General features: G+C 35.6%; 12 protein-coding genes. 3 read left to right on the forward strand and 9 right to left on the reverse strand.

The window, feature by feature from the left end:
* Positions 1 to 44 precede the first annotated feature (44 nt).
* The 4 genes from MKY29_RS13865 to MKY29_RS13880 form a co-directional block, all read right to left on the reverse strand.
* A complete protein-coding gene (locus tag MKY29_RS13865) occupies positions 45 to 2051 on the reverse strand; it encodes a methyl-accepting chemotaxis protein (RefSeq protein ID WP_340880104.1) in 2007 nt (668 codons plus the stop codon).
* 626 nt (positions 2052 to 2677) lie between these two features.
* A complete protein-coding gene (locus MKY29_RS13870; protein ID WP_093496042.1) occupies positions 2678 to 3766 on the reverse strand; it encodes a M42 family metallopeptidase in 1089 nt (362 codons plus the stop codon).
* Positions 3767 to 3846: 80 nt separating this feature from the next.
* The gene (locus MKY29_RS13875; protein ID WP_340880105.1) at positions 3847 to 5745 is read right to left on the reverse strand and encodes a DUF2207 domain-containing protein; all 1899 of its coding nucleotides are present in this window, start codon (positions 5743 to 5745) and stop codon (positions 3847 to 3849) included.
* A gap of 67 nt (positions 5746 to 5812) precedes the next feature.
* Positions 5813 to 6298, reverse strand: a complete 486-nt coding sequence (locus MKY29_RS13880) for a dUTP diphosphatase (protein WP_269921566.1) — start codon at positions 6296 to 6298, stop codon at positions 5813 to 5815.
* Positions 6299 to 6391: 93 nt separating this feature from the next.
* On the opposite strand from MKY29_RS13880, the gene MKY29_RS13885 reads away from it, so the two are divergent.
* The 3 genes from MKY29_RS13885 (at position 6392) to MKY29_RS13895 (ending at position 8175) form a co-directional block, all read left to right on the forward strand.
* Complete coding sequence (locus MKY29_RS13885) at positions 6392 to 6778, forward strand: sigma-w pathway protein ysdB (protein WP_093496045.1); 387 nt, start codon at positions 6392 to 6394, stop codon at positions 6776 to 6778.
* Positions 6779 to 7460: 682 nt separating this feature from the next.
* On the forward strand, positions 7461 to 7694 hold the full coding sequence (locus MKY29_RS13890) for a DUF3953 domain-containing protein (RefSeq protein WP_093496046.1): 234 nt from the start codon (positions 7461 to 7463) through the stop codon (positions 7692 to 7694).
* Between the two features lie 358 nt (positions 7695 to 8052).
* Positions 8053 to 8175 carry a hypothetical protein gene (locus MKY29_RS13895; protein WP_340880106.1) on the forward strand — a complete coding sequence of 41 codons (123 nt, stop codon included), beginning with the start codon at positions 8053 to 8055 and terminating at the stop codon, positions 8173 to 8175.
* A 129-nt stretch (positions 8176 to 8304) separates the two neighbouring features.
* Here MKY29_RS13895 and MKY29_RS13900 read toward each other — a convergent pair whose 3' ends face one another.
* From MKY29_RS13900 to thrS, 5 genes are all read right to left on the reverse strand, one after another.
* Entirely contained in the window at positions 8305 to 8589 is a 285-nt protein-coding gene (locus MKY29_RS13900) for a DUF1294 domain-containing protein (RefSeq protein ID WP_090564196.1), read from the reverse strand.
* Positions 8590 to 8651: 62 nt separating this feature from the next.
* On the reverse strand, positions 8652 to 9011 hold the full coding sequence (gene rplT, locus MKY29_RS13905; RefSeq protein WP_090564198.1) for a 50S ribosomal protein L20: 360 nt from the start codon (positions 9009 to 9011) through the stop codon (positions 8652 to 8654).
* A 46-nt stretch (positions 9012 to 9057) separates the two neighbouring features.
* Positions 9058 to 9258: a 50S ribosomal protein L35 gene (rpmI, locus tag MKY29_RS13910; RefSeq protein WP_053588661.1), complete on the reverse strand. Its 201-nt coding sequence runs from the start codon at positions 9256 to 9258 to the stop codon at positions 9058 to 9060.
* A gap of 30 nt (positions 9259 to 9288) precedes the next feature.
* Positions 9289 to 9810 carry a translation initiation factor IF-3 gene (infC, locus tag MKY29_RS13915; protein WP_211896192.1) on the reverse strand — a complete coding sequence of 174 codons (522 nt, stop codon included), beginning with the start codon at positions 9808 to 9810 and terminating at the stop codon, positions 9289 to 9291.
* A 295-nt stretch (positions 9811 to 10105) separates the two neighbouring features.
* On the reverse strand, positions 10106 to 12034 hold the full coding sequence (thrS, locus tag MKY29_RS13920) for a threonine--tRNA ligase (RefSeq protein WP_093496049.1): 1929 nt from the start codon (positions 12032 to 12034) through the stop codon (positions 10106 to 10108).
* Positions 12035 to 12103 lie beyond the last annotated feature (69 nt).

Genomic DNA, 12103 nt, shown 5'->3' on the forward strand with positions numbered 1-12103 from the left:
ACGCATGAGGAATATTCAACTTAATTTATATGAACTTCTATTTTTTATACTTGAAAGCGATTTACGGCCTCTGTTAATTTGTCGCTTAGTTCAGTCAATGTTTCAGAGGCACTTGCTACCGATTGAATAGCACGAAGTTGTTCATCGGAAGAAGCACTCACTTCTTCACATGCAGCAGCCGTTTGTTGTGATGTAGCTGCCATCATTTGGATTGTATCTACCACTTGTTCCTTGTAATTAGATACTTGTTCTATTTCATTAGATACTTCGTCGATAGAAGTTTGCATAGAGGACATAAGCTCCGATATTTCCTTAAAGGTCATTTCTGTATCAACCACTACCGTCCCCTGACTTTGGAAGGTTTCTCTCGTTTCATTCATTTGTTCGCTTACTAAAGCTGATTCCTGTTGTAATTCAAGAATGGTCTTTTTAACATCTACTGTTGCTTTAGCTGACTGTTCCGCTAATTTCCTAACTTCATCTGCAACTACCGCAAAACCTTTACCATGTTCACCCGCTCTTGCTGCTTCAATACTAGCATTTAAAGCAAGTAAGTTTGTTTGTGCGGAGATTTCCATGATTGTTTCCATTACTCCACCTATTGCCTTTACTTTACGTTCTAGCGTATTAACAACGCTGCCCATAGAAGTCAAGTTTGTTTCCCAACTATTAAATGAGTTTTTCAATTCACTCATCTGATTTTGGCCATTGATATTAATTTCACTGGCTTTCTTAGCAATAGTCGTCATCTTATGCGATTTCTCACTGATCAGATTGATCTGATCACTTAAATGAACTGAGTTATTTGTAACTTCTTCTGCATCCTCTGCTGATTTTAAAGCACCTTCCGCTATTTCTTCAATAGCAACAGATACCTGTTCTGCTGAAGCGGTAGTTTCCTCTGCTACTGCACTTAAACTTTCTGAGTTGGATTGTACATGATTAGCTGAGTCTTTTACTACTCCAATTATGTTATGCATACTATCCGTCATCTTGTTGAAGTTATTTGCTAATTGACCTATTTCATCGGTAGTATCAACTTTCGCATGAACTGTTAGATCCCCTTCGGCTACCTGATCCATTAGTTTTTTCAATTGCTCAATAGGCTGTATTAGACGTTTTGTTACAAAGTAAAGAGAAATAAACATGAATATCATAATAGCTACTGCAATCATTATAATTACATTACGAATGCTATCAGCAATCTGATTTATATTATCCTGTTCATAAACTGCTCCTACTTTCCAATCTAACCCTGGGAGAGTTGTGAATACGGATATTGTTGACATCCCGTCAGTAGAATCGCGAATTACCCCTTCCTCCTCGGTACTCGCTAGCATTTTATTTATAAATGCATAGTTAGATAAGTTTTCACCTGCTAACGTAGGATGTGCAATGGCCGTTCCATCTTCCTCCATAATAATAGGATACCCATCAAATCCTAGCTCACTTTCAGATATAGTGTTTGTCAGTTGTGATAGTAGGATATCAATACCGATAACTCCCATCACCTCTCCATTTACCACAACCGCTTTAGAACCAGTAATCGTATACGTTTTAGTTATTTCATCCATATATGGTTTTGACCAAACAAACTCTTCCTTGCTCGCAAGTCCATTTTGATACCACTCTCTTGATGTAGGATCAAAGTCTGCTGGTAAATCTGCCGCTGGATAAATTTCTAAATGTTTACTAGGTAACGCATAGTAAATAGCTGAAGTTGCATCATATACAGACGAGAATTCTTTAAACTTGTTAGATAATTCTTGTTGAAGCGGAGCCTTTGCATCTTCCCCTGCATTTATATATTCATTATAAAATTGTACAATCTCGGAGGATTTAGACATTTGTTCCACAGCACTTTCATAAGAACCCAGGTAAGTGTCAATTGTGGAAGACATACCATTAACTACTACTTGACTTTGTTCGATTAAACTTTCTTCCGTTTTGTCACTAACCATTAATGTACTGATTACACTTAAAGCTGACATACTAATAATTATCAGGACCATTACGGTAATAATTATCTTCCATTTTACTGAATTTCTCATGTTAAATCATCCTTCTAAATTGAATTTTACATATCTAGTAATTAAAAGTTCAGACAACTCATTATAACAGGAAAATTCAGTTTAGAAATAAAAAATTGAATACATTTTCACACGTTAATTCATAAATTAAAAGTACTTTTTCACTATAATTGTGGATATTTTCATTATTTACTATTATTATCTATAAAATTTAGGTATATGGACTCTTACATTACTTAAAACAGCTTTATATATATATATCTACTTTGTAGAATAAATTAGATATTTCAATTTAACGAAACACAATAAATCTATATAAAGGAAATGGGCTGGGACAGAAGTAGAAATTTTATTGGATAAAGAGAAACCTTTACTAAATAATGGATATTTAATAAAATTGATTGGAATGGAGGGACGACTCCTACGGGAATAGCGTGACACCTGAGACTACAGGCTCAGGCCACGCCCGTGGAAAGCGTCCCTGGAATGGAAATCAATTTTTTGCACAGCAAAAAAAAACAGCATTTTTCTCACAGAGAAAAATGCTGTTTTGGGGTTTAGTCCCAGCCTCAGTTAAAATGATAATTTAATACGGGAAATGAGGGTATTAGTAAATCATTCCTCACTCATTTCTTCTATGTTATGACCTAATTAAAAGTAATTTTATTTACTGCATCACGATCTAATTTCTTTATCACTTCTACAATTAATTTCACCGTGTTTTCGTAGTCATCTCTATGCAAAATTCCTGCATGAGAATGTATATATCGCGTCGCTACACCAATAGACAGCGAAGGAACACCATTAACAGAAATATGCATAGAACCTGCATCAGTTCCTCCACCTGGTATCATTTCAAATTGGTAAGGAATATTATGCTCGTCTGCAGTATCTGTTACAAAATCACGTAAACCTTTATGGGAAACCATGGAAGCATCAAATAATACGATTTGTGGTCCCTCACCCATTTTACTTGTCGATTCTTTTGCAGTAATACCTGGAGTGTCACCAGCTACCCCCACATCTACAGCAAAGCCGATATCTGGTTTTATCTTATTAGTAGTTGTTTTAGCACCTCGAAGGCCTACCTCTTCTTGAACATTACCTACTCCATAAACGACGTTTGGATGTTTTTCATCCTTTAATGCTTTTAATACATCCACTGCGATTGCACAACCTATACGGTTATCCCACGCTTTTGCTAATAGAAGTTTTTCGTTATTCATTACAGAAAACTCAAAATAAGGAACTACCATATCTCCTGGTAATACGCCCCATTCCATTGCTTCTTCTTTAGATGATGCACCTATATCAATGAACATATCCTTTATATCCGCTGCTTTTTTACGTGCTTCTGCAGACAGTATATGAGGAGGTTTAGAACCGATAATACCAGTTATATTATCTCCTTTACGAGTGACAATTGTTACCCGCTGTGCAAGCATTACTTGAGACCACCAACCACCGACTGTTTGGAAGCTCAAAAATCCTTTGTCATCGATTTTTGAAATCATAAATCCGACTTCATCTAAATGTCCAGCTACCATGATTTTAGGACCGTTCGCATCTCCCACTTTTTCTGCGATCAAGCTACCAAGATTATCGTATTCGATTTTATCTGCAAAAGGTGCAATGTACTTTTCCATCACTTCTCTTGGTTCACGCTCGTTACCAGGAATCCCTTTAGCATCCGTCAATTCCTTTAACATCGTCAATGTTTCATCTAGCTTTGGCATTATTTCGACCTCCTAAATATATGTACGATTTAATTATATTCTAAATTAATGACATTTTCAAAATTTGAGCCCACGATATTTCAATCAGCTCCCGCACCTCCACCGCCGTCTCCACCACCATCTGATGAACCTCCCGAGTGAGAACTTCCTCCATCTGATGACGTGGAAATCTTAGTCCATGACCAAGACTTAGTAACATAATCTATGGGGTCTGTGCTTGCAAGTAATACGGCAGCAAATGGAACAGAAAACTCCTTCGTTGGTATATCTACATTTTTTTTACCTAGTAAATAAGCTCTTACTACCCATTTTTCTTGCTCATTATTATTTAATGTATTTGGCATCCCATTTTTTAATTCTTTTCGATAGGAACGTACTGCATCCTTTGCACGGACTGCATTCATCGAAAGAATATTTCTTGGTGCAACAAAATATAAAATGATAACCAAAAATAATAATCCAATTATTAAATTTACAACCTCTTCATTTGCAATAGAAGTAGTAAAGAAAAATAATAGAATAGCGTATATACTTAAAAATAATGTCGAACGTTTTTTTATCCATAGGATAACTAAAAAAATAATCGTAAATATGGCTATAATAGCTATAGCCGGATAGCTCTGTACATTTGCATAATAAGCGAACATAGTAATCAGCGAAAGCATTAGGATAGAAGCTGTAATGATTAGTAGGGGAATTTTTCTATTCATAGCTCCCGCCTCTTCTAACTCTTTTTCTACTAACTGATGCCACTCCGTTTTTTTCTTTTTAAAGACTTTTACTTTGCTATGAAAGAATGTGGAATTTTTATTATCTTTCGCAGCACCTGCAGCATCATGTAAATGAAAAGCCCATTTTCTAGAGCCACTTCTAGTTGTAAATAGCCAACTAGTCATTTGCTTCTCAAAAACTGAAGTCGCGAGTTCGCCATTAGTAAGCCGGAAATCCAATGTTTCTTCCGGCGCTTTTGGATCGTGTTTAAAACGAAGTGCAGACTTTGCATGTTTTACCTTAACAGCCCCTCTTTCTACTAATGAAAAGAGACCTGCAAGGAAGTCTTTAGTATTGGGGTTTCCGCATTTATCAACAAAAAACAAATACAATACATCCGTATTTAGAACTTCCTCACTATACCCCTTTCTCCAAAAATGTCTTTGCGGTAAGAAAAGCAGTAAGCATAAGATAATAATTAGTATTGTATATGAGACTTTCGGTATGAATGAGATAAGTGTATCGATATAAGACAGTCTTTTATTCCATTTTTTCTGTTCTTCTATTTCATTAGCTAAAGCATCTTTATAGGGTATTGCTGCTATAGTTTTTCCAGATAATGCAATTAGGTCTGCAGGGAATATTAAACTAGTCTTCGTTTCAGTAAATGCTTTGGAAACAGGACTTGTAAATCGAATACCAAAAGTATTTTTCTCCGTTTTCACCTTTGCTTTATTGTACAAAACGCCTTCAAACGTAGTTGTTTCAGCTGTTTCGGGAAGAATATAATCTATCGTTAGATTAGAATAATCCTGATCATGGTTGTCCCCTTCTTCAAAATAAACAACATCTAGCTCGTTATAATTATCATATGCAGTGACACTATTTTTGAGCGTATAAGCATACAAAAATGATACTTGCCGATCACGTACTCCTATATCCGAAAAAAATGTATTATTATCTTTTGTCACTTGTAAGGGTGTCATCATAGCTTGATCAATAAACCCTGGTTCCAAGTTCAAGTCGGCTAACTCATAAGCATAAAATTGTTCTACGTCTTTACCATGTTCATTTGGAAAAGACCTATGCAATTTAGAGAAAGCCCCCTCAAAATTATAAGTAAATACTTCATTTACTAACAGGTCCCCATTTGGTTGAATCCAAGATTTTATATGTATTTTATCAATGGAATAGGACTTTGCTTCTGCTACTATTCCAAAGGAGAGTGACAGTACAACTAATATTATAGATACAAGAAACTTTTTCATAGATTACACCACCGTTTTAATATGTATTATTTTTTTACGGCTAGTCTACGAAAAAGTTTCACTCAAATCAATAACCACTTTTTTGACGGTCATAATTTGTTTGATTTTTTTCGATATATGCCTGTAAGACGTCCTCACTGCTAAACCCTAGTTTGTCCGCAATTGCCCCATACATTATCCACAGTTTTTCGTAGTGATTCTGAGTCGGTTCATTTAAAAATGTCAAAACGGATTCATTTGTGCCTATGAAAAGTGCAGTTAAATCTCCATTAATACTTTTATGAGGCCATTCCTCTAAATCTTCAAATCCTTTTTCTATACCTAACGATAATATAAAGTGAATGGAATCAACATACTCCTCTAAGATAACACTTCGTTCTGAAGGACCCTTTTCACTCCAGAATTTAAAGCATCTCGTTTCGTTTGCAAGTTCCGCAAGTTCAACTATTAGTGCCAACCCTTTTTTTACAAAAACATCCTCCGTAACTTGCTTGTTGGATTGTATATATTGGTCTAAAGCGCGCTGCATTGTAAAAAGTTTGTGTAAATTCATCATTTCCTCCAAATATTTTAATTTATTTTGAAACCAAACTACCTCTTCTATCGTATAGCAAGTACAATGTATTTTACAAGGAGGACATTTGAGATGTTCCATTTACTAAGACTGCTTATTTTGATACTTATCATATATGTTTTTTATAAAATTCTTCGCTACTTATTTGATCCTAAGCGTAAACTGGATGAGGCATATGAAAAAGAACAGTATTATTATTATGATGAGGTAAAAAATGTTCGTAAAAACTTCTTTATCACGTATAAAGGGATCCTATTTGAGGGAGAAAAATATTTAGGTACTACCGACCAAGCCTTCGAAGTCGTTTCTATCTTTATTTGGACAAAAGATCCAGCTAAATTACAGGGCTTTACAAAAGAAGACTTACGTTTCTTACAAAATGAAATTAAAATGAATTACCCAAATGCCAAAATAAACTGGAAAAGCCCTATTGAGCAATTAATGCGGGATGACCAGTGAAAATATAACACGGTTAGCCGAGAGTTTTCGGCTAACCTTTTTGTGATTGATCGATAATGGATAGTGATTAATGGAATCTACATTTTAAAAAAATATCAAATATTTAATTATAGGAAACACTCTACACGAATGTTGAACTTTCCGCTTGCTACGCTTGTAACCTTCAAGGATGGATCTCGATCGCTATCTATCCTCATTTCAGCCCTTTTGGAGTCTCATTCTTTCGCTCTTGCGGCTCGTAATGCGCACATCCAAGGGACCACTGTGATGTAGAATTTTCTTTTTACAGATCATCCATCGGATAATTGAAAGTATTGATGGATATATTTTCCGTTCCGCAAGTAAATAAGCTTCTTAAGCAAGTAAACTAACAATCTGCACAAGTAATCTCTGAAGGATGAAAAGTAAGTAAAATTCAAGAGCAAGTAAATGGTTTTGTATATGTAATTTCTCTCTCTTAATTATACTAGTCAATAGCGACTCTTGTAGATACAGGTAGATATAATCGGATGACCTAGGCAAGCCAGTACAAGTATGGATTAGTATCATTTTGTTTATTATTTTGGCTATTGTTATAGGCTATGTTTCACTTAAAATAACGGAGCAGTTTAGTGTAATAAGGGTTCTATTTAATCCACAAAATTAAAGCTAAGATAAAAAATTTTTTTGGGGGGATAAATTGATGAAAAAAACTAGAATTGTATTTGCAATAATTGCTTTTTCTTTATCTTGTTATAGTCTGATAAGTAGAGATTTTGATTTAATGCCGATTGTAATGATGTGCTTAGGGGCATTTATGTTAGCGTCAGGATTATACGAACTTCAAAAAGACCGGAAAAGATTTGAAGGATATTTATTCATTATTGTCTCTTTATTTCTTTTCACTATTACCATAACGGGTTTGTTATTGAACTAAAGAAGCAGGTTAGCCAAATAAGCGGGTAGCATACATCACTAAAAATGCATTTTGAAAGAGGGATATTATGAACTACTACCAAATTGTAAAAGAAGTAGTGATACATGAGGTCTTGAATCAAAATGTTTTCGAGGAGTAGAGTACCTTCGTTTAATATTTGTTATCCAAGTGTCTTAAAAATATGGAACAAAATTTATAATAGTAAATTTCCAAATTCAAAAAAACGATATTAATCAAAAACAATATTATTAAACTCCCATGAAAATTTAAAAATGCAACAAATCTATAAAATGTACAAAAGGGACTCAGAAATTAGTGATTACAGTGAAACACAGCAAATCCAGCGGAGAACAACAGAATGTTGGTCACGAAGGCAATGCCAAAACATGCTGAAGTTGTTCGAAGCCTTCGTTCCTTTGCAACACTCTATGGGATTATTTCTGGTTTTAGAATCCTCGACCTTGGAAAGCGACCGCGTTAACCGAAATCATGTCATTACTCAAAGCACACTCTTTGTCTTCAACGAGGCATCACTACTAGTATCTTGTGCCAATTTTCACAAAGCACAGGCACTTCCCCTAGAAATCTGAGCATACACAAAAAGACACCCCTATGCAATGATAGAGCTGTCTGTTGTTAATATGTAGAATATTAAGAAAGCATATAAGATCATTAACATTAAAAATCCAACACGAAAGTTCGTATGCTTTGTTTTATGGCGAAACATTTGCATACCAATATATGCCCCAATTCCTCCACCTAATAGCGCGAATGTCCAAAGTGTTCTTTCCGAAATCCGTTGCCCCTGTTTTCTTGCTTGTGATTTGTCGTATCCCATTACAAAAAAAGCGATAATCGACATGATTAATATGAAAATAAGAATAACGTTTGTCATACATATTAGGCTCCTTGTACAAAAAAAGCTGATAGAACCTCTATCAGCTTTTTTATCTTAAATTATTTTGCGATTGCTTTTTTTGCTGCATCTGCAAGTTGTGTAAATGCTTGAGAATCTGTTACTGCAAGATCCGCTAACATTTTACGGTTAACTTCGATTTCAGCTAATTTTAATCCGTGCATTAAACGGCTATAAGAAAGTCCGTTCATACGTGCTGCCGCATTGATACGTGTAATCCATAGTCTACGGAAATCACGTTTTTTGTTGCGACGGTCACGGTATGCATACATGAATGATTTCATTACTTGTTGGTTAGCAACTTTGTATAATGTATGTTTAGAACCGTAATAACCTTTAGCTAATTTTAATACTTTTTTACGACGACGTTTAGTTACTGGTGTGCTTTTTACGCGTGGCATGATTCATTACCTCCTGCTATTCTTTCGAATGATTGAATTTCTGTTATTATTTCATGTAAGTTAATAAAGTTTTGATACGTTTGTAATCGCCTGAAGATGCTACTTTAGTTTTACGTAGTTTACGTTTTGCTTTAGTAGATTTGTTAGCGAATAAGTGGCTTCCAAAAGCACGGTCATGTTTTAATTTTCCAGTCCCGGTTTTTTTGAAACGCTTTGCAGCTCCACGGTGAGTTTTCATTTTCGGCATGTCGAATTCCTCCTAAACAATTGTACTCTATTACTGTTTTTCGTTCTTTGGTGCAAGCACTAAGAACATACTACGGCCATCCATTTTCGGTTTTGACTCGATAGTGGATACTTCCGTACAAGCTTCTGCAAATCTATCTAAAACTCGTTGTCCGATCTCTTTATGAGTGATGGCACGACCTTTAAAGCGAATAGATGCTTTCACTTTATCTCCTTTTTCAAGGAACTTGATCGCGTTTTTCAATTTCGTTTGGAAATCATGCTCATCGATTGTTGGGCTCAAACGAACCTCTTTCATCACGATGATTTTTTGATTTTTACGAACTTCACGATCTTTCTTTTGCTGCTCAAATTTGAATTTACCATAGTCCATGATACGAGCGACTGGTGGCTTGGCTTGAGGAGCCACAAGGACAAGATCCAAATTTACACGACCTGCTATTTCAAGTGCTTCGTTACGTGTTTTTAATCCTAATTGATCACCATTCTGATCAATAACTCGTAGTTCGCGAGCTCGAATGCCATCGTTTACATACATGTCTTTGCTAATAATGATCCACCTCCAAATAGTGTCGCGAATACATGGTTTGGGCATAAATTCCGTAGAAACGAATAAGTTACGCCGTTTTAGATCCATAAAAAAAGCGGACAGACATATAATATATGTCTGCCCGCCGATATGAGTACATGTAGTAACTACATGTTACAGTCGATCTTGTGCTTACCAGTCAACAACACTTGTAGGTGTCAAACAGGTGAGAAGCGGGCAGCCTCTTCTTATACCGCAAACTTGTATTCAATAACCTTATTAACTATATCATGATGAAATAGTTATGTCAACACTAAATCTATTGGTGTGCTACTTCTTCTTTCAAACGTTCTAAGAACTCTCCAAAAGGAATGCTTTCTGATTTTTGTTCTCCGTATTTACGAACGTTGACATTACCTGCTTCTAGCTCTTTATCTCCTAGTACAAGCATGTATGGAACTTTTTGCATTTGTGCTTCACGAATCTTATAACCTAGTTTTTCTTCACGATCATCCATTTCAACACGGAAACCTGCCGCTACTAATTGCTCTTCTATTTGTTTAGCAAATTCAAAATGCACTTCATTGGAAACTGGAATTATTTCAACTTGAACAGGTGCTAACCAAGTTGGGAATGCACCTTTATATTCTTCGATTAAGAATGCTACAAAGCGCTCCATCGTTGAAACAACCCCGCGATGGATAACAACAGGACGATGCTGCTTGCCATCTTCACCAACATAATTTAAGTCAAAGCGTTCAGGTAACAAGAAGTCTAGCTGAACAGTCGATAAAGTTTCTTCTTTGCCAATCGCTGTTTTCACTTGAACATCCAATTTTGGTCCGTAAAATGCCGCTTCATCTTCCGCTTCAAAGTAATCTAAACCAAGCTCGTCCATCGCTTCTTTTAACATGCTTTGTGCCTTTTCCCACATTTCATCGTTATCAAAATATTTTTCTTTGTTTTGAGGATCACGATAAGAAAGACGGAAAGAATAGTCTTCTAAGTTAAAGTCTTTATAAACCGAAATGATTAATTCTACAACTTTTTGGAACTCGGATTTGATTTGGTCTGGACGTACAAATAAATGCGCATCATTTAAAGTCATTCCGCGAACACGTTGTAATCCTGATACTGCACCTGACATTTCATAACGATGCATTGTCCCTAACTCTGCAATACGTAACGGAAGGTTTCTATAAGAATGCATACCATTTTTGAACACCATCATATGATGTGGACAGTTCATTGGGCGTAGTACCAATGTTTCGTTGTCCATTTCCATTGGCGGGAACATAGAATCTTGATAGTGATCCCAGTGACCAGAAGTTTCATAAAGCTCTTTCGAACCTAATACTGGTGTATATACATGTTTGTAACCTAATTTAAGCTCTTTATCTACAATATAACGCTCAATAACACGACGGATTGTCGCTCCATTTGGTAACCAAAGCGGTAAACCTTGACCAACTTTTTGAGAAGTTGTAAATAAATCTAGCTCTTTCCCAATTTTACGGTGATCACGTTCTCTTGCTTCTTCTAACATATTTAAATGATGAGTAAGCTCTTCTTTTTTAAAGAATGCAGTACCGTAAATACGTTGAAGCATCTTGTTATCACTATTTCCACGCCAGTATGCACCAGCAATGCTTAATAGCTTGAACTCTTTAAGTTTCCCAGTAGATGGAACATGAACTCCACGACAAAGGTCAAAGAAATCTCCTTGCTCATAAATAGAAACTTGTTCACCTTCAGGGATTGCTTCTAATAATTCTACTTTGTATTCATCTTCTTTAAATTTATCAAAAGCAACTTGACGAGAAACATCGTGGCGAATGATTTCTATATTTTCATTAATTATTTTTTTCATTTCTTTTTCGATTAATGGTAAGTCTTCCGCAGTAATCGGCACTGGTGAGTCAATATCATAATAAAAACCATTTTCAATAACTGGTCCAATACCCAATTTAACATCTTTGAAAAGGCGTTTAACTGCTTGCGCAAGTAAATGTGCCGAACTATGGCGCAAGATTTCTAGAGCCTCGTCAGATTCCGGAGTAATAATTGCGATATCTCCATCCTCAGTGATTGGTGTTTTAAGGTCAATTAATACTCCACTTAGTTTTCCAGCAAGTGCTTTTTTACGTAAGCCAGGACTTATCGATTGGGCAATTTCTTCTGTAGTTGTAGATACAGGGAATTCCTTTACTGCTCCATCTGGAAATTTCAATTTAATAATTTCTGCCATTTTGAACACTCCTTTTATAATAAGAAAAACCGGGCAAAAAGACTCCCGGTCCTTTAAGAACCGAAACAT

The sequence above is a fragment of the Psychrobacillus sp. FSL K6-2365 genome (assembly GCF_038003165.1).
GTDB classification, from domain to species: domain Bacteria; phylum Bacillota; class Bacilli; order Bacillales_A; family Planococcaceae; genus Psychrobacillus; species Psychrobacillus psychrodurans.

What these genes read in the sequence shown, in the direction of transcription:
- MKY29_RS13865 (WP_340880104.1), bottom strand. Translation starts at nt 2,051, where the DNA reads ATGAGAAATTCAGTAAAATGGAAGATAATTATTACCGTAATGGTCCTG.
- MKY29_RS13870 (WP_093496042.1), bottom strand. Translation starts at nt 3,766, where the DNA reads ATGCCAAAGCTAGATGAAACATTGACGATGTTAAAGGAATTGACGGAT.
- MKY29_RS13875 (WP_340880105.1), bottom strand. Translation starts at nt 5,745, where the DNA reads ATGAAAAAGTTTCTTGTATCTATAATATTAGTTGTACTGTCACTCTCC.
- MKY29_RS13880 (WP_269921566.1), bottom strand. Translation starts at nt 6,298, where the DNA reads ATGAATTTACACAAACTTTTTACAATGCAGCGCGCTTTAGACCAATAT.
- MKY29_RS13885 (WP_093496045.1), top strand. Translation starts at nt 6,392, where the DNA reads ATGTTCCATTTACTAAGACTGCTTATTTTGATACTTATCATATATGTT.
- MKY29_RS13890 (WP_093496046.1), top strand. Translation starts at nt 7,461, where the DNA reads ATGAAAAAAACTAGAATTGTATTTGCAATAATTGCTTTTTCTTTATCT.
- MKY29_RS13895 (WP_340880106.1), top strand. Translation starts at nt 8,053, where the DNA reads ATGTTGGTCACGAAGGCAATGCCAAAACATGCTGAAGTTGTTCGAAGC.
- MKY29_RS13900 (WP_090564196.1), bottom strand. Translation starts at nt 8,589, where the DNA reads ATGACAAACGTTATTCTTATTTTCATATTAATCATGTCGATTATCGCT.
- rplT (WP_090564198.1), bottom strand. Translation starts at nt 9,011, where the DNA reads ATGCCACGCGTAAAAAGCACACCAGTAACTAAACGTCGTCGTAAAAAA.
- rpmI (WP_053588661.1), bottom strand. Translation starts at nt 9,258, where the DNA reads ATGCCGAAAATGAAAACTCACCGTGGAGCTGCAAAGCGTTTCAAAAAA.
- thrS (WP_093496049.1), bottom strand. Translation starts at nt 12,034, where the DNA reads ATGGCAGAAATTATTAAATTGAAATTTCCAGATGGAGCAGTAAAGGAA.